The following is a 25,688-nucleotide window of genomic DNA, read 5'->3' as shown; positions in this document are numbered from 1 at the left end:
TCCGGCCCATCTCCCTCCCTTCCGCGCCCCCCCCCCACGGCTCGTTCCGGCCGCTTTTTGTTCTACAGAACCTTGACGCCCTGCCGCTCTTCTGTAGACGATCGAGGCATCGGTACCCGCACCGGCGCGAGGAGGCGCTCGGCATGGTGGAGGTGTCCTTCGACCGGAACCCTCGGACGTACCGGCACTGGAGGCTGCGTACGGACGGGCCGGTCGCCTGGCTGGAGCTGGACGTCGACGAGCGGGGCGGACTGGTCCCGGGCTACGAGCTCAAGCTCAACTCGTACGACCTCGGTGTGGACATCGAGCTGTACGACGCGCTCCAGCGGCTGCGGTTCGAGCACCCCGAGGTGCGGGCCGTGGTGCTGACCAGCGCCAAGGAGAAGGTCTTCTGCGCGGGCGCGAACATCCGGATGCTCGCGGCCTCCCCGCACGAGTGGAAGGTCAACTTCTGCAAGTTCACCAACGAGACCCGCAACAGCATGGAGGACGCCTCCGCGCACTCGGGCCTCACCTTCATCGCCGCGGTCAACGGCTCCTGCGCGGGCGGCGGTTACGAGCTCGCGCTGGCCTGCGACCGCATCCTTTTGATCGACGACAACTCCTCGGCGGTCGCCCTGCCCGAGGTGCCGCTGCTGGGGGTGCTGCCCGGCACCGGCGGGCTGACCCGGCTGACGGACAAGCGCCGGGTGCGCAAGGACCTGGCCGACGTCTTCGCCACCCGCAGCGACGGCGTACGGGGCAAGACGGCCGTCGACTGGCGGCTGGTGGACGAGGTGGTGCCGCGGCGGGAGTTCCGGGCCGTCGTGGAGCAGCGGGCGCGCGAGGCGGCGGCCCGCCACCCCCGCCCCGGGGACGTCCAGGGCGTCCGGCTCGGGCCGCTGGAGCGGGAGAGCACCGAGGAAGGGATCTTCTACCGGTATGCGCGGGCCGAGTTCGACCGCCCGGGCGGACTCGTCCGGATCACCGTCCGCGGACCCGGCGAGGAGGACGGCTGGCTGCTCGCCCTCACCCGCGAACTCGACGACCTGATCCTCCGGTTGAGGACCAACGAGCCAGAGCTGGGCACCTGGGTGCTGCGCACCGAGGGCGCCCCGGAACGCGTACTCGCCCACGAGCGGCGGTTGCTGGAGGCGAAGGACGACTGGCTGGCGAACGAGGTCCTGCACTACTACAAGCGCACCCTGAAGCGGCTCGACGTCACCAGCCGCAGCCTCGTCGCGCTGATCGAGCCGGGCGGCTGCTTCGCGGGACTGCTGCTGGAGCTCGCGCTCGCCTGCGACCTGCAGTACATGCTGGACGGGCCGCCCGTCGAGGACCCGGACAGCGAGGAGCGGGCCCAACTCGCCCTGTCGGAGGCGAACTTCGGCCTCCTCCCGATGGGCAACGGGCTCTCCCGCCTCCAGTCCCGCTTCTACGGCCACGACGACCGTCTCGACTGGCTGCGCCGGGAGGCGGGACGCCCGCTGACCGCCGCCGAGGCCCGTGAGCTCGGCCTCGTCACCGACGCGCCCGACGACATCGACTGGGAGGACGAGATCCGCCTCGTCCTGGAGAACCGGGCCGCGCTGAGCCCGGACGCGCTCACCGGGATGGAGGCCAACCACCGGTTCGTCGGCCCGGAGACCATGGAGTCCAAGATCTTCGGCCGCCTCAGCGCCTGGCAGAACTGGATCTTCGTACGCCCCAACGCCTCGGGTCCGGAAGGCGCGTTGCGCCGCTACGGCACCGGGCGGCGGGCGGTCTACGACCGGAAGCGAGTGTGACCCGATGCCCACGGCCATCGACTACGACGCCAAGATCCCCAACAACGTCGGTCTCGCCGACGACCGCCGGCTGCAGCGCGCGCTGGAGGGCTGGCAGCCCAAGTTCCTCGGCTGGTGGGGCGAGATGGGCCCCTCCCTGGAGAACCACGGCGTCTATCTGCGTACGGCGGTGTCGGTGGGCCGCGACGGCTGGGCGCACTTCGGCCATGTCACCGTGCCCGACTACCGCTGGGGCATCTTCCTCGCCGAGCCCACCCCGGACCGCCGGGTCGCCTTCGGCGAGCACAAGGGCGAGCCGGTATGGCAGCAGGTGCCCGGCGAGTACCGCGCCGACCTGCAGCGCCTGATCGTCGTCCAGGGCGACACCGAGCCGGCCTCGGTCGAGCAGCAGCGCCTGCTCGGGCTGAGCGCGCCGAGCCTGTACGACCTGCGCAACCTCTTCCAGGTCAACGTGGAGGAGGGGCGCCACCTGTGGGCGATGGTGTACCTGCTGCACGCCTACTTCGGCCGCGAGGGGCGCGAGGAGGCCGAGGCGCTGCTGTACCGCAACTCCGGCAGCCCCGACGCGCCGCGCATCCTCGGCGCGTTCAACGAGGAGACCGCCGACTGGCTGGCCTTCTTCATGTTCACGTACTTCACCGACCGGGACGGCAAGTACCAGCTGGGCTCGCTCAAGGAGAGCGCCTTCGACCCGCTGTCGCGGACCTGCGTCTTCATGCTGAAGGAGGAGGCGCACCACATGATGGTCGGCACCACGGGTGTCGACCGGGTGGTCACCCGCAGCGCCCAACTGGTGCGCGAACACGACACGCTGGACATCGCGGCCTGCGGCGGCATCCCGCTCGACATCGTCCAGAAGTACATCAACTTCCACTACACGGTCTCCCTGGACCTGTTCGGCGGCGAGACCTCCACCAACGCGGCCAACTACTACACCGCCGGGCTCAAGGGCCGCTGGCAGGAGGAGCGGCGGGGCGACGACCACCGGCTCACCGAGGACGGCGTACGGCTGGACAAGCCTTCCCCGGACGGGAGTTGGGGCGCGGACGAGGTGCCGGCGCTGCTCGCGCTCAACCTCGATCTGCGCGACGAGTACATCGCCGACTGCCGGACCGGCGTCAAGCGCTGGAACCGCATCCTCGAGGAGCACGGCGTCGACTTCCGGCTGCGGCTGCCGCACCCCGGCTTCAACCGCCACGTCGGTCTCGCCTCCGGCCACCACGTCACGCCGGACGGCCGGATCGTCGACGAGGAGACCTGGGAGGCGAGCCGCGCGCGCTGGCTTCCGACGGCCGAGGACCTCGCCTTCGTACGGTCGTTGATGCAGCCGGTGTACGAGCGCGGGAAGATCGCGAGCTGGGTGGCGCCGCCGGCCGCGGGCATCAACGGCAAGCCGTTCGACTACGAGTACGTCCGACTGGTGTGAGGCGGCCGCGATGCCCGAGCTGTTCAACGCGGCGCAGTGGCTGGTCGACCGGCAGGTGGCGGACGGCAACGGCGCCCGCACGGCCGTCGTGACGCCCACCCGGTCCCTGACCTACGAGGAGCTGTCCGCCGAGGTCCGCCGGGTGGCGGCCGGGCTGCGGGCCCTCGGGGTGCGGCCCGAGGAGCGCGTCCTGTTCTGCATGGCGGACGACGTCGAGCTGTTCACCGGCATCCTCGCCGCCTTCCGCATCGGTGCGGTGGCGGTGCCCGCCTCGACCATGCTCACCGGGGCGGAGCTGGGCCGGCTGGTCGCGGACTGCCGTACCCGGGTGGTGCTGGGGTCGGAGGAGTTCGCGCCCCTGGTGCGGGCCGCCGTACGGGAGGCCCCGGAGGTCGAGCACGTCGTGCTGGGCGACGCGTGGCAGCGGCTGCGGACCGCCGGCACGGACGAGCGGCCGTATCCCACCTGGCCGGACTCCCCCGCCCTGTGGCTCTACACATCCGGCACGACGGGCACCCCCAAGGCGGCCATGCACCGGCACGACGGCATCCGGCTCGTCGCGGAGAACTACGGGCGGCGGGTGCTCGGCATCGGCCCCGGGGACCGGTGCCTGTCGGTGGCGAAGCTGTTCTTCGCCTACGGCCTCGGCAACTCGATGTTCTTCCCGCTGTCGGCCGGCGCCACCGCCCTGCTGGAGCCCGCCCGGCCCTCGCCCGCGCTGTTCGCCAAACGGGCGGCGGCCGACCGGGCCACGGTCCTGTACGGGGTGCCCGGCTTCCTCGGCGCGCTGCTGGCGAGCCTCGACATCCCGGACGACGCCTTCGCGACCGTACGCGTGGGCGTCTCGGCCGGTGAGGCGCTGCCGGCGCGGATCTTCCACGGGATGCGGGAGCGGTTCGGCGTCGAGGTGCTCGACGGGATCGGGTCGACGGAGATGCTGCACATCTTCATCTCCAACCGGCAGGGGCAGGTCCACCCCGGTTCCTCCGGCGAGCCTGTTCCGGGGTACGCCGTGGAGCTGCGGGACGCGGAGGGCCGGGTGGTGGCCGGTGAGGGCGTGCCCGGCGAGCTGTACGTGCGCGGGGCGTCGGCCGCCACCGGCTACTGGTGCCGGGCCGCGACCACCCGTCAGGTCTTCCTCGGCGACCGGGTGCGCACCGGCGACACGTACGTACGCAACGCCGACGGCACGTACACCTGCATGGGCCGCACCAACGACCTGCTGAAGGCGGGCGGCATCTGGGTCTCGCCCGCCGAGGTCGAGGAGCGGCTGCTGGCCCATCCGGACGTGGCGGAGGCGGCCGTGGTGGGCGCGCGGGACGCGGACGGGCTGGACCGGCCGGTGGCGTGCGTGGTGCCGAGGGCGGGGCGCGAGGTCGACGCGGAGGCGCTGGTGGCCTGGTGCCGGGAGGGCCTCGCTGCGTTCAAGCGGCCGCGCGGGGTCGTCGCCCTGGCCGAGCTGCCGCGTACGGCGACGGGGAAGATCCGGCGCAACGTGCTGCGGGAGATGGTCCGTTCCGAGGAGGCGCCGTGATCGGGGGCGAGACGGTGGTGGACGCGCACGTGCACGTGCCGCGGCTGTCCACGCTGAAGCCCGCCTGGTTCGAGTGGGCGCGGACCTTCTCCCGCGGCCACCCCTGGCGTGACGCCTACGACGAGCACGGCGACCCCGTGCCCGGGCGGCTGGACGCCCTGCTGGAGTCCGAGGGCGTGGACCGCGCGCTGCTGTTCTGCGAGTACAGCCCGCGGGCCACCGGCATCCAGCCGATCGAGGACCTGCTGCCGATCGTGGCGCACAACCCGGTCCGCTTCCGGCTGGTCGCGAACGTCAACCCGCACCTGCACCATCCGCTGACGGCGGAGGCCGAGCGCCAGCTGGACCTGGGCGCGGTCGCGGTCAAGCTCCATCCCGTGCACGCCGGTTTCGACCCCGGCGACAAGGAGCTGTACCCGCTCTACGCCCTGTGCGCCGAGCGCGGCGTCCCGGTGATCGTGCACTCGGGTACGTCCACCTTCCCCGGTGCCCGCGCACGCTACGGCGACCCGCAGCTGCTGCTGGACGCCGTGGAGGACTTCCCGGACCTCCAGTTCGTCTTCGCCCACGGCGGCCGGGGCTGGTGGTACGACACCGCCGCCTTCCTCGCGCTGGCCCGTGCGAACGTCTGGCTCGACCTCGCCGGGCTGCCTCCGCACAAGCTCCCCGGCTACTACGCCCGCTTCGACCTGGCGAGGCTGGCGGGCCGCTGGATCTTCGGCACGGACTGGCCGGGGGTACCGGGAACGTCGCACAACGTCGCCGCGCTACGGGAGCTGGGGCTCGCCGAGGAGACGCTGCGAGGGGTGCTGTCGGGCAACGCGGCGAAGGTCTTCCCGGGGCTGGGGGTCTAGGCGGCGGCCCCCGGGGGTCCGGCCCTCCAGCTCCTCCCAGCGCCGCTGCGCGGCCGCGCTCCAGTCCGCGTGCCTGGCGTGGAAGAGGTCCACCGCGCGCGCCCCGCTCCAGCCCGTGGGCAGGAGCCGCGCGGGCAGGCGCGGGTCCAGGAAGGGGAAGCGGCGCCATTCGTGGACGAGCCGGGTGAGGTCGTGGAGGACGGCGTCGCCGTCCGCGGGGTGCAGGCCCGTGAACTCGTCGATGAAGGACTCGTAGCGGTCCTCCACCTCGCTCAGGTCCCAGGCACGGGCGACCATGGCCGGCTCGCTGCCCACGGCGCCGTAGGCCGCGGTGAAGGACATCGCGTCGTCGGCCAGGCCCAGTTCCTTCAGCACGGCGAGCGCCTCCGCCTCCCGGTCGGCGCGCGGCGTGATCCACACACCCGGTTCCGGGGAGCCGAAGCCGGCCCAGCTCAGCCGCGTGCGCACGCGGTGGCGCAGGTCGCGCTTGGACTCCGGCACCGAGACCAGGACCACCAGCCAGGTGCCGTCCCAGGCGCGCCGCTCGCGCCCGAAGTCGTAGATGCGCTGCGCGCCCTCGGTCAGCAGCCGGCGTCCCGGCGGGGTCAGCGCCCAGCGCACCCGGCGGCCCACCCGCTCCGAGGCCAGCCAGCCCTCCGCGGCCGTGCGGGCCAGGGACTGGCGGGCCGACTTCTCCTCGACGCCGAACAGCGCGAGCGCCTCCACCAGCGCCGAGGTCCACACGGGCCGGCCGCGCGGCAGGACGTACTCGCCGAGCATGGTCATCAGCAGCGAACGGGCGCTGGTGTCACCGACCTCGCGGCGCCTGCTGACCACCGGCCGCGCGGACGCGTCCTTCGCCATGCCCGTCACTCCCGTCGCCGCCGGTCCCCCGCTGCCGTATCTGCACAATATCTTGTCGTCGCGCGAGGGATAAGTAGAGCATCTCGCCCGGCCGGTGCGGTGCGTTCCGGACATGCCGCGCGCCGCCGGCCTCGCGGTCCGGCGGCGCGGCGGGGGCGGCTGTCAGGCCTTGGTCAGGGTGACCTCGTGCCGCTCCACGGCGTGGAAGCGGGGCAGCGGCAGGATGCCGTGGAAGCTGAGCTCCGTGACGGTGGCCTCGACGCTGACCTTGCCCGGCGCGACCTCCATCGACGGCACGCTGCTGTTCTCCCAGCGGTGCGTCTCGCCGTCGCAGACGGCGGCCGTGCCGCCGATGCCCTGGATCACGGTCGTGGTGCCACCGGCGGAGGTCGTGGAGCTTTTCCGGACGTTGGAACTGACGAAGGCCGCTCCGTCGCCGCCGACGCAGCGGTACGTGCCGGAGAGCGTGACGGTGCCGTCCTCGGCGATGCGGCCGGTCGGGTCGACGGTCACCGTCTCCTGCACGTCGGTGGTGCGCTGCGGGGCGGCGCTCGCCTGGGCGGCCGGAGCGGCGAGCAGGAACAGGGCGGCACCGGCGGCGAGGGCCAGGGCGGGACGCTTGGTCATGGGAAACCTCCTGTAGGTGGGGTTTCCACTGGTACCCGGCGTGAGCGCCGACGGCGGTGACCGTCACCCCTTCGGTGGCGAGTCCGCACCGACCGTCGTGGAACCGTCCGGGGGTTGTCCGCGTGTTGTCACGCTTCACGGCAGGCTGTTCCGATGAGTTCTCGAGGGGAGGATCGTCTATCCACAGGGGCCGGACGGACGGTCCCGCCCGACGTGGAGGTGCGCCATGTGTTCCCACCAGTCCTCGTGCCCTTCCTTCGACAGCACCACCGCGCACGTCGTGGCCGCCCACCCCGAGCAGGGCTGGAGCCTGCTGTGCGACGGCGCGATCGTCTTCGACGACACCGGCGAGCTGACGTCCGACGGCCGGGCCGTCGCGCCGCACCGGGTACCCGTCGGCCCGGCGGCCGTCGCGGCCTGAGCGGACCGCCGCGCCGCGCCGCCTACGGCAGCACGGCGAAGCCGTCGAGCTCCACCATCGCCTGCTCGTCCCACAGGCGCACGACCTCGACGACGGCCATCGCCGGATAGTCACGGCCCGCCGACTCCCGCCAGATACGGCCCAGTTCGGGCGCGTGGACGCGATAGGCGGCGACATCGGTGGCGTAGACGGTGACCCGGGCGAGATCGGCCGGGGTGCCGCCCGCCGCGCGCAGGGCCGTGAGCAGATTGACCAGCGCCCGCCCGAACTGCTCGGGCAGGGTGTCGCCGACGACCTTGCCGTCGGCGTCGAGAGCGGTCTGGCCGGCCAGGAAGACCACACGGGATCCGGTGGCGACGACGGCGTGCGAGAAGCCGGTCGCCGGGGAGAGTTCGGGCGGGTTGACGCGCTCGGTGCTCACTGCGATTCCTCCACTGCCTCCACGTCGCGGTACAACTCCTTGGCGATGATGCCGCGTTGGACCTCGCTCGCCCCTTCGTAGATGCGCGGGGCGCGCACCTCACGGTAGAGGTGCTCGAGGAGATGGCCGCGGCGCAGGGCGCGGGCGCCGTGCAACTGGACGGCCCTGTCGACGACGTACTGCGCGGTCTCGGTGGCGAGCAGCTTCGCCATCGCCGCGCGCCGGGGCACGTCGGGGGCGCCTTCGTCGTACGCCGTCGCCGCCGCGTGGACCATGAGGCGGGCCGCGTCGGTGCGCAGCGCCATCTCGGCGACCTGGTGGGCGACCGCCTGCAGATCCTTCAACTTGCCCCCGAACGCGTCCCGTCGGGACGTGTGCGCGAGGGTCGCGTCGAGCGCCGCCTGCGCCATGCCGACCGCGAACGCGCCGACGCTGGGGCGGAACTGGTTGAGGGTCCCCATGGCGACGCGGAACCCGCGGTCCACCTCGCCGAGCACGTCGTCCGCCGTGACGGGCACCGCGTCGAAGTCGAGGGCGCCGATGGGGTGCGGCGAGAGCATGTCGAGGGGTGTGCCGGTGAGCCCGGGCCGGTCGGCGGGCACGAGGAAGGCGGTCACACCCCGCGCGCCCGCGCCGGGGGTGGTCCGGGCGAAGACGGTGTAGAAGTCGGCCTCGGGCGCGTTGGAGATCCAGCACTTCTCGCCGGTGAGCCGCCAGCCGGCCGGGCCGTCGGGCTCGGCCGTGACGGACCCGCCGGAGTCCGGCTCGGCCCGCAGCTCCAGCGCCGCAGCGTCCGAGCCCGCCCCCGGTTCGGTGAGCGCGAAGGCGGCCACCGCCGTGCCGTCGGCGACCTTGGGCAGCCAGCGGTCGCGCTGGGCCGGGGTGCCGCAGGCGTGCACCGGGTGCGCGCCGAGTCCCTGCAGGGCGAGGGCGGTCTCGGCCTCCGTGCAGGCGTACGCCAGGGACTCCCGCATCAGGCAGAGGTCCAGGGCGCCCGAGGTGAACAGCCGGCCCAGCAGCCCGAGCCGGCCGAGCTCCGCGACGAGCGCGCGGTTGACGTGCCCCGGCTCACCCTTCTCGGCGAGCGGGCGCAACTGCTCCGCGGCCAGGGTGCGCAGCTCGCCACACCAGGCGATCTGTTCCGGTTCGAGCGAGAATGCGGGCATTGCCGGTCCCCTCTCCTGAACGCCTCCCCCCGACCGTATCGCGTACCGTTGACTGTCGTCACCAACACGATACGCTCAGAGCGCTGGGGCCTGTCTTCCGGATCAGGCCGGCTGCAGGGAACCGCGCCGTGTTGCCGACCCGAGCGGGGTCTGGTGCGTGCAGCTGCGAGGCGGAGGAGGGAGTCGACGCGGAGCGTCGGCGACCGACGACAACGCGGCAGACGTGCGTGCCGGGGCCCGCGACGCCGGGCTGATCCGGAAGACAGGCCCCGGGCCCACCACGACGGCCAGAACGGCAAGGGGGCGCACCGCCATGAACGTCTCGGCCCACGTCGACACCTTCGCGCGCGACCACCTCCCGCCGCGCGAGGACTGGCCCGAACTGTGCTTCGATCTGCCCGAACTGCGTTACCCCGATCGGCTGAACTGCGCCGCCGAGCTGCTGGCCCACGCCGACCCCGCGCACCCGGTGTTCCACACCCCCGCGGGTCCCTCCTGGACGTACGGCGAGCTGCGCGCCCGCGTCGACCGCATCGCGCACGTGCTCACCGGCGATCTCGGCGTCGTCCCCGGCAACCGCGTCCTGCTGCGCGGCCCGACCACGCCCTGGCTCGCCGCCTGCTGGCTGGCGGTGCTGAAGGCGGGCGCGGTCGCGGTCACCGTGCTCGCCCAGCAGCGCCCGCACGAGCTGAGCACGGTGTGCGCGATCGCCGAGGTACGGCACGCCCTGTGCGACATACGGGCCGTGGACGACCTGGCGAAGGCCGAGATACCCGGCCTGCGGATCACCACGTACGGCGGCGACGCCCCCGACGACCTGCTGCGCCGGGCGGCGCCCGACACCCCGTACCCGGCCGTCGACACCGCCGCCGACGACGTCGCGCTCATCGCGTTCACCTCGGGCACGACCGGCCGCCCCAAGGGCTGCATGCACTTCCACCGGGACGTGCTGGCGATCGCCGACACCTTCTCGCGGCACGTGCTCAAGCCCCGCGCGGACGACGTCTTCGCGGGCAGCCCGCCGCTCGGCTTCACCTTCGGGCTCGGCGGCCTGGTCGTCTTCCCGATGCGGGCCGGCGCGAGTGCGCTCCTGCTCGAACAGGCCCATCCCAAGCAGCTGTTGGCCGCGATCTCGGAGCACCGGGTCTCCGTGGTGTTCACCGCGCCGACCGCCTACCGCGCGATGCTGGACGAGCTCGACACCCACGCCGTCGCGTCACTGCGGCGCTGCGTCTCGGCCGGCGAGAACCTGCCCGCGGCCACCTGGCAGGCCTGGTACGACCGGACCGGGCTGCGCATCATCAACGGCATAGGCGCCACCGAGCTGTTGCACATCTTCATCTCCGCGGCCGACGAGCGCATCAGACCCGGGACGACGGGCACGGCCGTACCGGGCTGGCAGGCGCGGGTGCAGGACGAGGACGGCAACCCCGTGCCCGACGGCGAGCCGGGGCTGCTCGCCGTGCGCGGCCCCGTCGGCTGCCGCTACCTCACCGACCCGCGCCAGCACGTCTATGTGCGCGGGGGCTGGAACATCACCGGCGACACCTATGTCCGCGACTCCGACGGCTACTTCCGCTACGTCGCCCGCGCCGACGACATGATCATCTCGGCCGGATACAACATCGCGGGCCCCGAGGTCGAGGACGCGCTGCTGCGCCATCCGGACGTGGTGGAGGCCGCCGTCGTGGGGCGCCCCGACGAGGCGCGCGGGCAGGTGGTCGTGGCGTACGCCGTGCTCAAGGAGGGTGCCGAGCGGGACACCGAGGCCCTGCGCGCCTTCGTCAAGTCCGAGCTCGCCCCGTTCAAATGCCCCCGTGAGATCGTCTTCCTGGACGCGCTGCCGCGCACCGCGACCGGCAAGCTCCAGCGCTTCCGGCTGCGCAGCGAACCGGAGGTCGAACGGGAAACCGATGGTGACCAGCCCTGATGCCGACGACCTAAGATGATCAACGTGTCCGACCAGCATGCACCACGGTCTCTCATCGTCACGCTCTACGGCGCCTACGGCCGTTTCGCCGAGGGCCCCGTGCCCGTGGCCGAACTGATCCGTCTGCTGGCCGCGGTCGGCGTGGACGCCCCCTCGGTCCGCTCGTCGGTGTCCCGGCTCAAACGCCGCGGACTCCTGGTGCCGGCCCGCACGGCCCAGGGCGCGGCGGGCTACGAACTCTCGCCGGACGCCCGCCAGTTGCTCGACGACGGCGACCGGCGCATCTACGCCACGACGCCCCCCGAGGACGAGGGCTGGGTGCTCGCCGTCTTCTCCGTGCCCGAGTCGGAGCGGCAGAAGCGGCACGTGCTGCGCTCCCGGCTGGCCGGACTCGGCTTCGGCACGGCCACGCCGGGGGTGTGGATCGCTCCCGCGGGGCTGTACGAGGAGACGCGGCACACGCTCCAGCGGCTGCGCCTCGACCCGTACGTCGACCTCTTCCGCGGCGAGCACCTCGGTTTCGCGGCGACCGCGGAGGCGGTGGCCCGCTGGTGGGACCTGGCCGAGATCGCCAAGGAGCACGAGGCGTTCCTGGACCGCCACGGGCCCGTGCTGCAGGGCTGGGAACACCGGACGGACACCTCGCCCGAGGACGCCTACCGCGACTATCTCCTCGCCCTGGACTCCTGGCGCCATCTCCCCTACGTCGACCCGGGTCTGCCGGCCCGCCTCCTGCCCGAGGACTGGCCGGGGGTGCGCTCGGCGGCCGTCTTCCGGGGGCTGCACGCGCGGCTCAGGGACGCGGGGGCCGAGTTCGCCGGCGTGTGACCTCAGCCACAACTTGCGTCACTCACGGAACCCTCAGGTTCTTCTATCACTCTTCTCAAGTTTCTTACCTAGGGTCCTCGGAGCCTCCCAAGGTAAGAAATGAGGAAGTTGCGCATGACCACCACGGCACGGGCTCAGGGAGCCACTGTCTGGCTCACCGGACTGCCGAGCGCAGGCAAGACGACGATCGCCCGCCTCCTGGGCGAACGCCTGAAGGCCGAGGGGCATCGTGTGGAAGTGCTCGACGGCGACGAGATACGCCGCTTCCTCTCCGCGGGACTCGGCTTCTCCCGGGAGGACCGCAACACCAACGTGCAGCGCATCGGCCTCGTCTCCGAGGTCCTCGCGCGCAACGGCGTCCTCTCCGTCGTCCCGGTCATCGCGCCGTACGCGGACAGTCGCGCGGCCGTGCGGGGGCGGCACGCCGCCAGCGCCACCCCGTACATCGAGGTGCACGTCGCCACGCCGGTCCAGGTGTGCAGCGAGCGGGACGTGAAGGGCCTCTACGCCCGGCAGGCCGCCGGCCAGTTGGTGGGGCTGACGGGGGTCGACGATCCGTACGAGCCGCCGGTGGACGCGGATCTCGTGCTGCCGACGCAGGACCAGACGCCGCGGGAGTCCGCGGACGCGGTGCACGCCGTGCTGGCGGAGCGGGGGCTGGTGTGAGCGCGGCGACGCGGGACTTCACGCTCTCCCATCTGGACGCCCTCGAGTCCGAGGCGGTGCACATCTTCCGTGAGGTGGCGGGTGAGTTCGAGCGGCCGGTGATCCTCTTCTCCGGCGGCAAGGACTCCATCCTCATGCTGCACCTGGCGCTCAAGGCCTTCGCCCCCGCACCGGTCCCCTTCTCGCTGCTGCACGTGGACACCGGGCACAACTTCCCCGAGGTGCTGGAGTACCGCGACCGCGTCGTCGCCCAGCACGGACTGCGGCTGCACGTCGCCTCCGTCCAGGACTACATCGACCGCGGTGTGCTCAAGGAGCGCCCGGACGGGACCCGCAACCCGCTGCAGACCCTGCCGCTGACCGAGAAGATCCAGGCGGAGAGGTTCGACGCCGTCTTCGGCGGCGGACGGCGCGACGAGGAGAAGGCCCGCGCCAAGGAACGCGTCTTCAGCCTGCGCGACGAGTTCTCGCAGTGGGACCCGCGCCGCCAGCGCCCCGAGCTGTGGAACCTCTACAACGGCCGGCACGCCCCCGGCGAGCACGTCCGCGTCTTCCCGCTGTCCAACTGGACCGAACTGGACGTCTGGCAGTACATCGCCCGCGAGCGGATCGAACTGCCGCAGATCTACTACGCCCATCACCGTGAGGTCTTCCGGCGGGGCGGGATGTGGCTCACGGCGGGCGAGTGGGGCGGCCCCAAGGACGGCGAGAGCGTGGAGAAGCGGCAGGTGCGCTACCGCACCGTCGGCGACATGTCCTGCACCGGCGCCGTCGACTCCGACGCCGACACGATCGACAAGGTGATCGCCGAGATCGCCGCCTCACGGCTGACCGAGCGCGGCGCCACGCGCGCCGACGACAAGCTCTCCGAGGCCGCGATGGAAGACCGCAAGCGCGAGGGGTACTTCTAAGCATGACCGTGGACACGCTGCGCTTCGCCACCGCGGGCTCCGTCGACGACGGCAAGTCGACCCTGGTGGGCCGGCTGCTGCACGACTCCAAGTCGGTCCTCACCGACCAGCTGGAAGCCGTCGAGCACGCCTCCCGCAACCGCGGCCAGGACACCCCCGACCTCGCCCTGCTCACCGACGGCCTGCGCGCCGAACGCGAACAGGGCATCACCATCGACGTCGCCTACCGCTACTTCGCCACCCCCAAGCGACGCTTCATCCTCGCCGACACCCCCGGCCACGTGCAGTACACCCGCAACATGGTCACCGGCGCCTCCACCGCCGAACTCACCGTCATCCTCGTCGACGCCCGCAACGGCGTCGTCGAACAGACCCGCCGCCACGCCGCCATCGCCGCCCTCCTCCGCGTCCCCCACGTCGTCCTCGCCGTCAACAAGATGGACCTCGTCGACTACGGGCAGCCGCGGTTCGAGGAGATCGTCGAGGACTTCGCGGGACACGCGGCGGAGCTTGACCTGCCCGGCTTCACACCGATCCCGGTCTCGGCGCTGGCCGGCGACAACGTGGTGGAGCGCTCCGCGCACATGGACTGGTACGAGGGCCCGGCGCTCCTGGAGCACCTGGAGACGGTCCCCGTCGGCACCGAGGCCGCGGGCGCGCCCGCGCGCTTTCCGGTGCAGTACGTCATCCGGGACGGCGAAGTGCGCCACTACGCGGGCCAGTTGGTGTCCGGCTCGCTGCGGGTCGGCGACCGGGTCACGGTGCATCCGTCCGGCGAGACCTCGGAGATCACCGCCATCGACGTGCTCGGGGCCGACCGGGAGGTGGCGCACACCCCGCAGTCCATCAGCGTCCGGCTCGCGGACCAGCGGGACGTGGCACGCGGCGACCTGCTCACCGCGGGGGTGAACGCCCCGACGCTCACCCGTGAGGTGACCGCCGGCGTCTGCCACCTGGCCGACCGCCCCCTGCGCGTCGGCGACCGCGTGCTGCTCCGCCACACCACCCGCACGGTGAAGGCGATCGTCAAGGACCTGGCGGGAGCGGTGGAGTTGGCGGTGAACGACCTGGGCCGCATCACCCTGCACACCGCCGACCCGCTCCCCCTCGACGACTACACCGTCTCCCGCCGCACCGGCGCCTTCATCCTGATCGACCCGACGGACGGATCGACCCTCACCGCGGGGATGGCGCGGGTCGACCGCCAGGGCTGAGCGGCGTTTCGGGGGCACCGCGGGATGGTGCGGTCACGGGTGCGGATGAGGTCAACTGCCCAGGGTGAGGCGCTGTTTGGGGGTGTCCGTGCGGCCCGTCTGGGGGCGGCGGCTGCCCGCGCGGTAGGGGGCGGGCCAGGTGACGCCGGGGCCTTCGTAACCCTGTTCGGCCGCCGCGTGGAGAGTCCAGTGGGGGTCGTAGAGGTGCGGGCGGGCCAGGGCGCAGAGGTCGGTGCGGCCCGCCAGGATCAGGGAGTTGACGTCGTCCCAGGAGGAGATCGCGCCGACCGCGATCACCGGGACGCCCACGTGGTGGCGGATGCGGTCGGCGTACGGGGTCTGGTAGGAGCGGCCGAAGTCCGGGCGTTCGTCGCAGACGACCTGCCCGGTCGACACGTCGATCGCGTCGGCGCCGTGCGCGGCGAAGGCGCGGGCGATCCCGACGGCGTCCTCGGCGCTCGTGCCGCCCTCCGCCCAGTCGGTGGCGGAGATGCGGACGGTCATCGGCTTCTCGTCGGGCCAGATCTCCCGTACCGCGTCGAAGACCTCCAGCGGGAAGCGGAGACGGTTCTCCAGCGAGCCGCCGTAGGCGTCGGTGCGGCGGTTGGTCAGCGGCGAGAGGAAGCCGGAGAGCAGGTAGCCGTGGGCGCAGTGCAGTTCGAGGAGGTCGAAGCCGGCGTTCGCGGCACGCCACGCAGCGGCGGTGAACTGCTCGCGCAGGTCGGCGAGTTGGTCGTGGGTCAGCTCGCGCGGGATCTGGCTGCCCGGCTTGTACGGCAGCGCCGAGGCGGCCGCCAGCGGCCAGTTGCCGTCCTCCAGCGGCTCGTCCATGCCCTCCCACATCAGCTTGGTGGAGCCCTTGCGGCCGGAGTGGCCGAGCTGCACGCCGATCGCCGTGCCCGGGGACTGGGCGTGCACGAAGTGGGTGATCCGCCTCCAGGAGTCCGCCTGCTCCCCGGTGTAGAGGCCGGTGCAGCCGGGCGTGATCCGGCCCTCCTCGCTGACGCACACCATCTCGGTCATCACCAGGCCGGCCCCGCCGAGGGCCCGCGCGCCCAGGTGCACGAGGTGGAAGTCACCGGGGAGGCCGTCGACGGCCGAGTACATGTCCATCGGCGAGACCACGACCCGGTTGCGCAGCGTCAGCCCGCGCAGCCGCAGCGGCGTGAACATCGGCGGGGTGCCGTCCGGGCAGCCGAACTCCCGCTCCACGGCGCCGGTGAAGTGGGCGTCGCGCAGGCGGAGGTTGTCGTGGGTGACCCGGCGGCTGCGGGTGAGCAGGTTGAAGGCGAACTGGCGCGGCGGCTGGCCGAGGTAGAGGTCCAGGTTCTCGAACCACTCCAGGCTCGCGCGGGCGGCACGCTGCGTGGAGGCGACGACGGGCCTGCGCTCCTCCTCGTAGGCCGCGAGCGCCTTGTCCAGGGAGGGCTGCTCCTCCAGGCAGGCGGCGAGCGCGAGCGCGTCCTCGACGGCGAGCTTGGTGCCGGAGCCGATGGAGAAGTGGGCGGTGTGGGCGGCGTCGCCGAGGAGCACGGTGCTGCCGTGCGACCAGTGCTCGTTGGTGACCGTGCGGAAGGTGGTCCAGGCCGACTTGTTGGAGCGCAGCGGCCGGCCGCGCAGCGCCTCCGCGAAGATCTTGGCGCACCGCTCGACGGACCCGGCCTCGTCGAGGTCGGCGAACCCGGCGGCCTGCCACACCTCCTCGCGCATCTCGACGATGACCGTGGAGGCGTCGGCCGCGTAGGGATAGCCGTGCAGCTGCATCACGCCGTGCTCGGTCTCGGCGATCTCGAAGCGGAAGGCGTCGAAGGCGAAGTCGGCGGCGAGCCAGATGTAGCGGCAGCGGTGCGTGGTCACCCGGGGGCGGAAGACATCGGCGTAGGTCTCGCGGGTGGTGCTGTTGATGCCGTCGGCGGCGACGACGAGGTCGTGCGTGCGCGCCAGCTCGTCGGGGTGCGGGGCCTCGGCGCGGAAGCGGAGCTGCACGCCGAGGGCGCGGCAGCGCTCGTGCAGGATCTCCAGGAGGCGCTTCCTGCCGAGGGCGGCGAAACCGTGGCCGCCGGAGGTGTGCCGGGCGCCCCGGTGCACGATGTCGATGTCGTCCCAGCGCACGAAGTCCGCGCACATGGCCTCGTAGACCACGGGATCGGCGTGCTCGATCCCGCCGAGCGTCTCGTCGGACAGGACGACGCCGAAGCCGAAGGTGTCGTCCGGGGCGTTGCGCTCCCAGACGGTGATCTCGCGGGTGGGGTCGAGCCGTTTCAGCAGGGCCGCGGCGTACAGGCCGCCGGGTCCGCCGCCGATGATCGCGACGCGCATCGCGACCTCACCTCCCCTGCCACTTGGGCGGCCGCTTCTCGGTGAACGCGGCGTGGAACTCGGCGTAGTCGTCGCCGTTCATCAGCAGCGCCTGGGTCGAGGCGTCCAGTTCGACCGAGGCCGCGAGCGGCATGTCCAGCTCGGCGGTCAGCAGGGCCTTGGTCTGGGCGTACGCCAGGGCCGGGCCCTCGGCCAGGCGGTGGGCCAGTGCCTGGGCGGCCTCGTCGGCCCGGCCCTCCTCGGTCAGCTCGCTGATCAGGCCGATGCGCTCGGCCTCGGGGGCCCGGACCGCTTCGCCCAGCATGAGCAGACGGGTGGCGTGGCCGAGGCCGACCACCCGGGGCAGCAGGTAGGCCGCGCCCATGTCGCCGCCGGACAGGCCGACCCGGGTGAACAGGAACGCGAAGCGGGCGCTGGGGTCGGCCACCCGGAAGTCCGCCGCCAGGGCCAGGACGGCGCCGGCGCCCGCCGCCACCCCGTGCACGGCCGCGATCACCGGGAACGGGCACTCCCGGATCGCCCGCACCGTCTGCCCGGTCATCCGGTTGAAGTCGAGGAGCTGGGCGGTGTCCATGGACAGGGTGGCGCCGATGATCTCGTCGACGTCGCCGCCCGAGCAGAAGCCGCGGCCCTCGCCGGCCAGCACCAGGGCCCGTACCGCGCGCTCGCGGGACAGCTCGGCGAGCAGGTCGCGCAGGTCGGCGTAGGCGCCGAAGGTGAGCGCGTTGAGCTTGTCGGGGCGCGCCAGTGTGACCGTGGCGACCCCGTCGGTGAGCTCGACGCGCAGGTGCTCCCAGCGCGGGGTGCGGGCGGCGGAGCCGGTGAAGGGACTCATGACGTGCGGCCTCCTCGGGGGCGGGCACTGCCGTACTGAGCTCTGGCCTTCGAAGTTATCACTTTTCTGTGACTGTCGTCAGGAGTGCGCGATAAGGCTGGCCGGATCCGACCCGGCCGGGTCACATCCGTCACGGATCGTCGACAGACGGGCTACGGCAGGATCAGGCGTGCGAAGCGAGGCGTGGTTACGGGTAAGCCGCTCGTCATCGGGGCCGAAGGTCCCGTGCGGCGCCCGCCGGACGACTCTGACGGACGGCGCCGTACCATTCATACGGTTGAAAGCAGGACAGCCTGCTATGAACGGACCCGCTTTGTACGAACGCCCCTCCGCCTCCGCCTCCGCCTCCTGGCGCATCGCGCTGCCGCACTCCACCGCGGCCGTGCCGGTGGCCCGTGCGCTCGTGCGCACCGCGCTGGCCGAGCTGGACCACGGGGCCGACTGCGACACCGCGGAACTGCTCACGGCTGAGCTGGTGGCGAACGCCGTGGAGCACACCGTCGGCGACTCCCCGATAGAGCTCGTGCTGGAGCTGCTGCCGGGCGGCTGCCAGGTCGAGGTGCACGACCCGGATCCGATGCCGCCGTACGAGCTGACCTGGCCCAGCGACAAGGAGCCCGACGTCTGGGACGAGGGCGGGCGCGGGCTGCTGCTGATCCGCGCGCTCAGCTCCTCCTGCGGGCACCGGCCGACCACCTCGGGCAAGGCCGTGTGGTTCCGGCTGCCGGCGGTGCCGCAGCAGCGGCGCCCCGTCTGACCGCCGCCCGCACGGGTCAGGCCAGGGTCGCGACCAGGACCGCCTTGATGGTGTGCATCCGGTTCTCGGCCTCGTCGAAGACCACGGAGTGCTCGGACTCGAACACCTCGTCGCTGACCTCCAGCTCGGTGAGCCCGTGGCGCCGGTGGATCTCGAGGCCGACGTCGGTGCCGAGGTCGTGGAAGGCCGGCAGGCAGTGCAGGAACTTCACGTCGGGGTTGCCGGTGGCGCGCAGGACGTCCATGGTCACCGCGTAGGGGCCGAGCAGCGCTATGCGCTCGTCCCAGACCTCCTTGGGCTCCCCCATCGACACCCATACGTCGGTGGCGATGAAGTCGGCGCCGCGCACGCCCTCCTTCACGTCGTCGGTGAGCGTGATCCGGGCACCGGAGGCCGCGGCGAGCTGCTGGGCGACCTCCACGATCGTCCGGTCCGGCCACAGCAGCCGGGGCGCGACGATGCGGACGTCCATGCCGAGCAGGGCGCCGGTGACCAGGTAGGAGTTGCCCATGTTGTAGCGGGCGTCGCCGAGGTAGGCGAAGGCCGTCCCGGTCAGCGGCTTGTCGGTGTGCTCGGTCATGGTGAGCACGTCGGCCAGCATCTGGGTGGGGTGCCATTCGTCGGTGAGGCCGTTGTAGACCGGGACCCCGGCGTGCGCGGCCAGCTCCTCGACGACCCCCTGGCCGTGGCCGCGGTACTCGATCCCGTCGAACATCCGGCCCAGCACGCGCGCGGTGTCCTTCACGGACTCCTTGTGCCCGATCTGCGAGCCCGACGGGTCGAGGTACGTCGTCGAGGCGCCCTGGTCGGCGGCCGCGACCTCGAACGCGCAGCGTGTGCGCGTCGAGGTCTTCTCGAAGACCAGCGCGATGTTCTTCCCGCCCAGGTACCGCGTCTCGGTCCCGGCCTTCTTGGCGGCCTTCAGCTCGGCGGCCAGCTCGATCAGGCCGAGGAACTCCTCCTGGGAGAGGTCGAGCTCCTTCAGGAAGTGGCGGCCTGCGAGGGCGGTCGGGACTGTCGCCATGGGGGCACTCCAGAATGCGGGAACGTCTACCCTTGGAAGTCTATACGAAGAATTGCATGCCTATACAGCCCCGGGGTCGCATGTCTATACGGCCTCCCGCTCGACGGGGCAGCTCATGCAGCGCGGGCCGCCCCGGCCCCGGCCCAGTTCGCTGCCGGGAATCTCGATGACCTCGATCCCCTGCTTGCGCAGATGGGTGTTGGTGGTGGAGTTGCGCTCGTAGGCGACGACGACGCCCGGCTCGACGGCCAGGACGTTGCAGCCGTCGTCCCACTGCTCGCGCTCGGCCGCGTGCACGTCCTGCGTCGCGGTCAGCACCCGGATCTCGCTCAGCCCGAGGGCGGCGGCGATCGCGCGGTGCATGTGCTCCGGCGGATGGTCGGTGACCTTCAGCTCCTTGTCCGCGGCGCCCGGTTCGATCGTGTACGAGCGCAGCATGCCGAGGCCCGCGTACTGGGTGAAGGTGTCGCCGTCGACCATCGTCATCACGGTGTCGAGATGCATGAAGGCCCGCCGCTTCGGCATGTCGAGAGCCACGATCGTCTCGGCCGAGCCCGCCTCGAAGAGCTTGTGCGCGAGCATCTCGACGGCCTGCGGGGTGGTGCGCTCGCTCATGCCGATCAGGACGGCGCCGTTGCCGATGACCAGGACGTCCCCGCCCTCGATGGTGGAGGGGTAGTCGGCCTGCCCCTCGGACCAGACGCGGAAGGTCTCGGCACGGAAGAGCGGGTGGTGGCGGTAGATCGCCTCGAAGTGGACCGTCTCGCGCTGCCGGGCCGGCCAGCGCATGGCGTTGACGCTGACGCCGTCGTAGATCCAGGCGGAGGTGTCGCGGGTGAAGAGGTGGTTGGGGAGCGGGGCGAGGAGGAAGTCGTCGAGGTCCATGACGTGGAAGCGCACGGAGGTCGGCTCGGTGTGCGCCTCCAGGAACTCGCGCTTGGTCATGCCCCCGACCAGGGCCTCGGCCAGATCCGGCGCGGGGAGCGTCTCGAAGGCGGCCCTGAGGTGGTCGGTGGCGAGGACGCCGTACTCCTTCTCGTCGAAGACCCGGTCCAGGACGAGGGTGCGGGCCGCCGGGATCTCCAGGGCCTCGGTGAGCAGGTCGCCGAAGAGGTGGACGGCGACGCCGCGGTCGCGCAGGACGTCCGCGAACCCGTCGTGCTCGGCACGCGCCCGGCGCACCCAGAGCACGTCGTCGAAGAGCAGGGCGTCCTTGTTGCTGGGTGTGAGCCTTTTGAGCTCCAGGTCAGGCCGGTGGAGTATGACGCGGCGCAGCCGCCCGGCCTCGGAGTCGACATGGAATGCCATGCCTCCATCCTGACCATCGGCGGGCGTCTTGACCCGCCGCTGCGCGGTTTCCGCGACTTCTTGTTTTCGTCCTCTTGACGATAAACGTCTCTCCCGCTTATCGTCCAAGGGACGAAAAACGAGGGGATCCGATGGCCGACATCACCCGGCGCCTGGGCTGGCGCCACCTGCGCGGAGCGCCCACGGCGCACATCCGGCACCACCGCGACGGCAAGCTGCTGCACGACGGCCCGGGACTCAGCTTCTGGTTCCGCGCACTGACCTCCGCGCTGTCGGAGGTGCCGGTCGACGACCGGGAGCTGGCGATGACCTTCCATGCCCGTACGTCCGACTTCCAGGACGTGGCGGTGCAGGCGACGGTGACCTACCGGATCAGCGACCCGGCGCTCGCCGCGGCCCGGCTGGACTTCTCCGTCGACCCGGACACGGGCGTGTGGCGGGGCGCGCCGCTGGAGCAGCTGGGCACACTGCTGACCGAGACGGCGCAGCAGCACGCGCTGGACGTGCTGGCCCGGACGCCGCTGTCCTCGGCCCTGGTCGACGGCGTCGCGGCGGTGCGGGAGCGGGTCGCGGCCGGGCTCGGCGCGGAGCCGCGGCTGCCCGCGACCGGCATCGAGGTGGTCGCCGTGCGCGTGGTCGCGCTGCGGCCCGAGCCGGAGGTCGAGCGGGCGCTGCGCACCCCGGCCCGTGAGCAGATCCAGCAGGAGGCCGACCGGGCGACCTACGAGCGCCGGGCCGTGGCCGTCGAGCGGGAGCGGACCATCGCGGAGAACGAACTGGCCAGCCAGATCGAACTCGCCCGCCGCGAGGAGCAGTTGGTCGAGCAGCGCGGCACCAACAGCCGGCGCGAGGCCGAGGAGCACGCGGCGGCGGATGCGGTGCGGGCCGACGCGGAGGCGGCGCGGACGGTGCGGCTGGCGGAGGCGGAGGCCACCAAGGCGGTACGGCTCGCCCGCGCGGAGGCCGAGGGCGCGCGCGAGGTCGGCGATGCACGGGCCCAGGCGCAGGCGGCCTGGCTGCGGGTGCACGCCGAGGTGGACGTGGCGACCCTGCACGCCCTCACCGGGACCCGCCTCGCGGAGAACCTGCCGCGGATCGACAGCGTGACCGTCTCGCCGGACGTGCTGACCGGGCTGCTCGCCCGGCTCGGCGGCGGTGAGCCGGCGTGAGCCTCGCGCCGCGCGCCGTCCTGGTCCACCGCACCACGGAGTACGAGGAGCTGGTGGCCCACCACGGCACCCACGGCCAGGCCGCCTTCTTCCTCTCCACCCGGGGGCGGGACATCGAGGAGGTCGCGGACCGGCACCACCGCACCCGCCGCGCGCTGGCGGAGGTGACGGCCGCGATCCCGCTGACCTGGCGTCAGGCGACGGTGGAGCGCGCCGACCTGGACCGCTTCCTGTTCGCACCCGAGGACGTGGTCGTCGTGGTGGGGCAGGACGGGCTGGTGGCGAACGTCGCCAAGTATCTGGCCGGGCAGCCGGTGATCGGCATCGACACCGACCCGGGCCGCAACCCCGGCGTGCTGGTGCGGCACCGCCCCGCGGACGCGGCCGCGCTGCTGCCCGCGGCGCTCTCCACCGGCGCGGACGAGCTCACCATGGTCGAGGCCGTCGCCGACGACACCCAGCGGCTGGTGGCCCTCAACGAGATCTACCTCGGCGCCGTCGGACATCAGACGGCCAGATACCGCCTGGGCCTCGAGGACGACGGGGGTGCCGTCGAGGCCCAGGCATCGTCCGGGGTGCTGGTGGGGACCGGGACCGGGGCGACCGGCTGGATCCGGTCGGTGTGGCAGGAGCGGGGCACCGGCCTGCGGCTCCCCGGCCCCACCGAGCAGCGCCTCCTGTGGTTCGTCAGGGAGGCATGGCCCTCGCCCGCCACCGGCACGTCGCTGGTGGCGGGCGAACTCCCGGCGCCCGCCCGCCTCCGCCTCACCGTCGAGTCCGAGCACCTGATCGTCTTCGGCGACGGGATGGAGAAGGACGCGCTGGAGCTGACCTGGGGCCAGTCCGTGTCGGTGGGGGCGTGCGGGCAGCGGCTGCGGCTGATCGGCTGACGCCGGCCGTCACAGCCGCGGGTCCACCGGCTCCGACTCCAGGGCCAGCACCCCGAACACGGCCTCGTGCACCCGCCACAGCGGCTCGCCCTCCGCCAGCCGGTCCAGGGCCTCCAGGCCCAGGGCGTACTCGCGGATCGCCAGCGACCGCTTGTGGTTGAGGAACCGGGTGCGCAGCCGGGCCAGGTTGTCGGGGCGCGTGTACTCCGGACCGTAGATGATCCGCAGGTACTCGCGGCCCCGGCACTTGATGCCCGGCTGCACTAGCCGTCCCTCGGTGCTGCGCACCAGCGCGCCGACCGGCTTGACGACCATGCCCTCGCCGCCGCGGCCGGTCATCTCCAGCCACCAGTCGACCCCGGCCCGCACCGACTCCGGGTCGCCGGTGTCGACGTAGAGCCGGCGGGTGGTCTGCAGCAGGCCGCTGCCGTCGTGCTCCACGAGCCGGTCCAGCAGGGCCAGTTGCTCCTCGTGCGGCAGCCCCGCGAGGCTGCGGCCCTGGACGGCGAGGATCTGGAACGGCGCCAGGCGCACGCCGTCCAGGCCCTCGGTCGTCCAGCAGTAGCGGCGGTAGGCGTCGGTGAACGCGGCCGCGTCCGCGGCGCGTTCACGCTGGCGGGCCAGCAGGTCCGTCACCTCGACGCCCCGTGCCGCGGCGCCCTCCAGCGCGGCGAGCGCGCCGGGGAACACCGCGCCGGACGCGGCGCCGACGGCCGCGTACTGCGACCGCAGCAGCCCGGACGCCTTCAGCGACCACGGCATCAGCTCGGCGTCCAGCAGCAGCCAGTCCGTGTCGAGTTCGTCCCACAGGCCGGCCTCGCCGACGGCCGCGCGGACCCGCCCGAGGACCTCCTCCGTCACCGCCTCGTCGTCGAAGAACGGACGTCCGGTGCGGGTGTAGAGGGATCCCGTGGGACCGTCGACGCCGAACCGCTTGCTCGCGGCCCCGGCGTCCCGGCACACCAGCGCCACCGCCCGCGAGCCCATGTGCTTCTCCTCGCACACGACCCGCGCGACGCCGTCCTGCGCGTACTGCGCGAACGCCTCGACCGGGTGCTCCAGGTAGCCGTCCGCCCTGGACGTCGCCGTCGGGGCCATGGTCGGCGGCAGGTACGGCAGCAGGCGCGGGTCGACCGCGAAGCGGCTCATGACCTCCAGGGCCGCGGCCGCGTTCTCCTCGCGGACCGCGACGCGGCCCTGGTGCCGGGTCTCCACGATCCGGCGGCCGTGCACGTCGCCCAGGTCGAGCGGCCGGCCGTCGTTCCCGCCGGGCGCCTCGGTGCGCAGCGGGCGCGCCGGCTCGTACCAGACCTGCTCGGCCGGTACGTCGACCAGCTCGCGCTCCGGCCAGCGCAGCGCGGTCAGCTTGCCGCCGAACACGGCGCCGGTGTCGAGGCAGATGGTGTTGTTGAGCCAGGTGGCCTCGGGTACGGGCGTGTGGCCGTAGACGACCGCGGCCCGGCCGCGGTAGTCCTCCGCCCACGGGTAGCGCACGGGCAGCCCGAACTCGTCGGTCTCGCCGGTGGTGTCGCCGTACAGCGCGTGCGAGCGGACCCGGCCGGAGGTGCGGCCGTGGTACTTCTCGGGCAGACCCGCGTGGCAGACGACCAGCCGGCCGCCGTCGAGGACGTAGTGGCTGACGAGCCCGTCGATGAACTCCCGCACCTCCCGCGCGAACTCCTCGCTCTCCCCCTCCATCTGCTCGATGGTCTCGGCGAGTCCGTGGGTGTGCTGGACCTTGCGGCCCTTGAGGTAGCGGCCGTACTTGTTCTCGTGGTTGCCCGGCACGCACAGGGCGTTGCCCGACTTCACCATCGACATCACGCGGCGCAGGACGCCCGGGCTGTCCGGGCCGCGGTCGACGAGGTCGCCGACGAAGACGGCCGTGCGGCCCTCCGGGTGGACGCCGTCGGTGTAGCCCAACTTGGCCAGCAGCGCCTCCAGTTCGGAGGCACAGCCGTGGATGTCGCCGACGATGTCGAACGGGCCCGTGAGGTGGGTGAGGTCGTTGAAGCGCTTCTCGGTGACGACCGTGGCGCTCTCGACGTCCTCCACACCCCGCAGGATGTGCACCTTGCGGAAGCCCTCGCGCTCCAAGTGCCGGATGGAGCGCCGCAGTTCACGGGTGTGGCGCTGGATGACCCGGCGCGGCATGTCGGCCCGGTCGACGCGGGCCGCGTTGCGCTCGGCGCACACCTCCTCCGGGACGTCCAGGACGATGGCGATGGGCAGTACGTCGTGCTGCCTGGCCAGGTCGATCAGCTGCCGCCGGGCGTCCGACTGCACGCTGGTGGCGTCGACGACCGTACGGCGGCCGGCCGCCAGGCGCTTGCCCGCGATGTAGTGCAGGACGTCGAAGGCGTCCCTGGTCGCGCTCTGGTCGTTCTCGTCGTCGGAGACCAGTCCGCGGCAGAAGTCTGAGGAGATCACCTCGGTCGGCTTGAAGTGCCGCCGGGCGAAGGTCGACTTGCCGGAGCCGGAGGCGCCGACGAGCACGACGAGGGAGAGGTCGGTGACGGGCAGGACCCGTCCCTTGCGCTCTGCTGCTTCGGTCATGCCGCCTTCGCCTCCTTCTTGTCCGTCGTGAGCATCGTGAACACGGCCATCTGGGTGGGCGGGCCGACCTCCGGGTCGTCCGGCCCGACGGGGACGAACTCCACGTCGTAGCCGTGCCGTTCGGCCACCTTCGCCGCCCACGCGCGGAACTCCTCGCGGGTCCACTCGAAGCGGTGGTCGCCGTGCCGGACGTGGCCGGCCG

General features: G+C 72.5%; 22 protein-coding genes and 1 pseudogene. 13 read left to right on the top strand and 10 right to left on the bottom strand.

Annotation, left to right across the window (positions count from 1 at the left end):
* Positions 1 to 143: 143 nt before the first annotated feature.
* From boxC to ACFU97_RS41525, 4 genes are read left to right on the top strand one after another with little or no spacing between them, the layout of a single operon-like run.
* The gene (boxC, locus tag ACFU97_RS41540; protein WP_384267248.1) at positions 144 to 1,766 is read left to right on the top strand and encodes a 2,3-epoxybenzoyl-CoA dihydrolase; all 1,623 of its coding nucleotides are present in this window, start codon (positions 144 to 146) and stop codon (positions 1,764 to 1,766) included.
* Positions 1,767 to 1,770: 4 nt separating this feature from the next.
* A complete protein-coding gene (gene boxB, locus ACFU97_RS41535) occupies positions 1,771 to 3,192 on the top strand; it encodes a benzoyl-CoA 2,3-epoxidase subunit BoxB (RefSeq protein ID WP_384267246.1) in 1,422 nt (473 codons plus the stop codon).
* Positions 3,193 to 3,202: 10 nt separating this feature from the next.
* A complete protein-coding gene (locus ACFU97_RS41530; protein ID WP_384267244.1) occupies positions 3,203 to 4,726 on the top strand; it encodes a benzoate-CoA ligase family protein in 1,524 nt (507 codons plus the stop codon).
* Positions 4,723 to 5,580, top strand: coding sequence for an amidohydrolase family protein (locus ACFU97_RS41525; protein ID WP_384267242.1), 858 nt, complete (start codon positions 4,723 to 4,725; stop codon positions 5,578 to 5,580). Before ACFU97_RS41530 ends, ACFU97_RS41525 begins: the two co-directional genes overlap by 4 nt.
* Here ACFU97_RS41525 and ACFU97_RS41520 read toward each other — a convergent pair.
* Complete coding sequence (locus ACFU97_RS41520; RefSeq protein ID WP_384267240.1) at positions 5,494 to 6,444, bottom strand: PaaX family transcriptional regulator C-terminal domain-containing protein; 951 nt, start codon at positions 6,442 to 6,444, stop codon at positions 5,494 to 5,496. The two genes, ACFU97_RS41525 and ACFU97_RS41520, sit on opposite strands and share 87 nt — an antisense overlap.
* 162 nt (positions 6,445 to 6,606) lie before the next feature.
* A complete protein-coding gene (locus ACFU97_RS41515; protein WP_384267238.1) occupies positions 6,607 to 7,071 on the bottom strand; it encodes a DUF6299 family protein in 465 nt (154 codons plus the stop codon).
* A gap of 226 nt (positions 7,072 to 7,297) precedes the next feature.
* Between ACFU97_RS41515 and ACFU97_RS41510 the strand changes: the two genes are divergently transcribed.
* On the top strand, positions 7,298 to 7,492 hold the full coding sequence (locus ACFU97_RS41510) for a DUF5999 family protein (protein ID WP_384267235.1): 195 nt from the start codon (positions 7,298 to 7,300) through the stop codon (positions 7,490 to 7,492).
* A gap of 22 nt (positions 7,493 to 7,514) precedes the next feature.
* Here ACFU97_RS41510 and ACFU97_RS41505 read toward each other — a convergent pair whose 3' ends face one another.
* Together ACFU97_RS41505 and ACFU97_RS41500 are read right to left on the bottom strand one after the other, a co-directional pair.
* Positions 7,515 to 7,913 carry a RidA family protein gene (locus tag ACFU97_RS41505; protein WP_384267232.1) on the bottom strand — a complete coding sequence of 133 codons (399 nt, stop codon included), beginning with the start codon at positions 7,911 to 7,913 and terminating at the stop codon, positions 7,515 to 7,517.
* On the bottom strand, positions 7,910 to 9,079 hold the full coding sequence (locus ACFU97_RS41500; protein ID WP_384267230.1) for an acyl-CoA dehydrogenase family protein: 1,170 nt from the start codon (positions 9,077 to 9,079) through the stop codon (positions 7,910 to 7,912). The genes ACFU97_RS41505 and ACFU97_RS41500 overlap by 4 nt, the downstream gene beginning before the upstream one ends.
* A gap of 313 nt (positions 9,080 to 9,392) precedes the next feature.
* Between ACFU97_RS41500 and ACFU97_RS41495 the strand changes: the two genes are divergently transcribed.
* The 5 genes from ACFU97_RS41495 (at position 9,393) to ACFU97_RS41475 (ending at position 14,628) form a co-directional block, all read left to right on the top strand.
* Entirely contained in the window at positions 9,393 to 11,009 is a 1,617-nt protein-coding gene (locus ACFU97_RS41495) for an AMP-binding protein (protein ID WP_384267229.1), read from the top strand.
* 15 nt (positions 11,010 to 11,024) lie between these two features.
* The gene (locus ACFU97_RS41490) at positions 11,025 to 11,837 is read left to right on the top strand and encodes a PaaX family transcriptional regulator C-terminal domain-containing protein (protein ID WP_384267226.1); all 813 of its coding nucleotides are present in this window, start codon (positions 11,025 to 11,027) and stop codon (positions 11,835 to 11,837) included.
* A gap of 114 nt (positions 11,838 to 11,951) precedes the next feature.
* Complete coding sequence (gene cysC, locus ACFU97_RS41485) at positions 11,952 to 12,503, top strand: adenylyl-sulfate kinase (RefSeq protein ID WP_384267225.1); 552 nt, start codon at positions 11,952 to 11,954, stop codon at positions 12,501 to 12,503.
* Positions 12,500 to 13,414, top strand: a complete 915-nt coding sequence (cysD, locus tag ACFU97_RS41480) for a sulfate adenylyltransferase subunit CysD (protein ID WP_384267222.1) — start codon at positions 12,500 to 12,502, stop codon at positions 13,412 to 13,414. The genes cysC and cysD overlap by 4 nt, the downstream gene beginning before the upstream one ends.
* A gap of 2 nt (positions 13,415 to 13,416) precedes the next feature.
* Complete coding sequence (locus ACFU97_RS41475) at positions 13,417 to 14,628, top strand: sulfate adenylyltransferase subunit 1 (protein WP_384267220.1); 1,212 nt, start codon at positions 13,417 to 13,419, stop codon at positions 14,626 to 14,628.
* A gap of 51 nt (positions 14,629 to 14,679) precedes the next feature.
* Here the strand turns inward: ACFU97_RS41475 and ACFU97_RS41470 are convergent, their stop codons facing one another.
* Together ACFU97_RS41470 and ACFU97_RS41465 are read right to left on the bottom strand one after the other, a co-directional pair.
* Positions 14,680 to 16,947: a bifunctional salicylyl-CoA 5-hydroxylase/oxidoreductase gene (locus tag ACFU97_RS41470; protein WP_384267218.1), complete on the bottom strand. Its 2,268-nt coding sequence runs from the start codon at positions 16,945 to 16,947 to the stop codon at positions 14,680 to 14,682.
* A gap of 7 nt (positions 16,948 to 16,954) precedes the next feature.
* On the bottom strand, positions 16,955 to 17,782 hold the full coding sequence (locus ACFU97_RS41465) for an enoyl-CoA hydratase family protein (protein ID WP_384267215.1): 828 nt from the start codon (positions 17,780 to 17,782) through the stop codon (positions 16,955 to 16,957).
* A 298-nt stretch (positions 17,783 to 18,080) separates the two neighbouring features.
* Between ACFU97_RS41465 and ACFU97_RS41460 the strand changes: the two genes are divergently transcribed.
* The gene (locus ACFU97_RS41460; protein ID WP_384267213.1) at positions 18,081 to 18,539 is read left to right on the top strand and encodes an ATP-binding protein; all 459 of its coding nucleotides are present in this window, start codon (positions 18,081 to 18,083) and stop codon (positions 18,537 to 18,539) included.
* 16 nt (positions 18,540 to 18,555) lie between these two features.
* On the opposite strand, the gene argF is transcribed toward ACFU97_RS41460, so the two are convergent.
* Positions 18,556 to 19,563 carry an ornithine carbamoyltransferase gene (argF, locus tag ACFU97_RS41455; RefSeq protein ID WP_384267210.1) on the bottom strand — a complete coding sequence of 336 codons (1,008 nt, stop codon included), beginning with the start codon at positions 19,561 to 19,563 and terminating at the stop codon, positions 18,556 to 18,558.
* A gap of 84 nt (positions 19,564 to 19,647) precedes the next feature.
* Positions 19,648 to 20,871, bottom strand: a complete 1,224-nt coding sequence (locus ACFU97_RS41450; protein WP_384267208.1) for an arginine deiminase — start codon at positions 20,869 to 20,871, stop codon at positions 19,648 to 19,650.
* Between the two features lie 131 nt (positions 20,872 to 21,002).
* Between ACFU97_RS41450 and ACFU97_RS41445 the strand changes: the two genes are divergently transcribed.
* Together ACFU97_RS41445 and ACFU97_RS41440 are read left to right on the top strand one after the other, a co-directional pair.
* Positions 21,003 to 22,040 (top strand): SPFH domain-containing protein, encoded by a 1,038-nt coding sequence (locus tag ACFU97_RS41445; protein WP_384267205.1) that lies wholly within the window; start codon positions 21,003 to 21,005, stop codon positions 22,038 to 22,040.
* Complete coding sequence (locus tag ACFU97_RS41440; RefSeq protein ID WP_384267203.1) at positions 22,037 to 22,930, top strand: hypothetical protein; 894 nt, start codon at positions 22,037 to 22,039, stop codon at positions 22,928 to 22,930. The genes ACFU97_RS41445 and ACFU97_RS41440 overlap by 4 nt, the downstream gene beginning before the upstream one ends.
* A 9-nt stretch (positions 22,931 to 22,939) precedes the next feature.
* On the opposite strand, the gene ACFU97_RS41435 is transcribed toward ACFU97_RS41440, so the two are convergent.
* Together ACFU97_RS41435 and ACFU97_RS41430 are read right to left on the bottom strand one after the other, a co-directional pair.
* The gene (locus ACFU97_RS41435) at positions 22,940 to 25,486 is read right to left on the bottom strand and encodes a polynucleotide kinase-phosphatase (protein ID WP_384267201.1); all 2,547 of its coding nucleotides are present in this window, start codon (positions 25,484 to 25,486) and stop codon (positions 22,940 to 22,942) included.
* Positions 25,483 to 25,688: pseudogene (locus ACFU97_RS41430) on the bottom strand (3' terminal RNA ribose 2'-O-methyltransferase Hen1); the annotation flags it as partial. The gene ACFU97_RS41435 and the pseudogene ACFU97_RS41430, both read right to left, overlap by 4 nt.

Origin of the sequence: Streptomyces sp. NPDC057616 (genome assembly GCF_042800575.1) — a bacterium.
Classification (GTDB): domain Bacteria; phylum Actinomycetota; class Actinomycetes; order Streptomycetales; family Streptomycetaceae; genus Streptomyces.
Note: the sequence above shows the minus strand (reverse complement) of the source record. Positions and strands in the feature narration are given on the sequence as shown.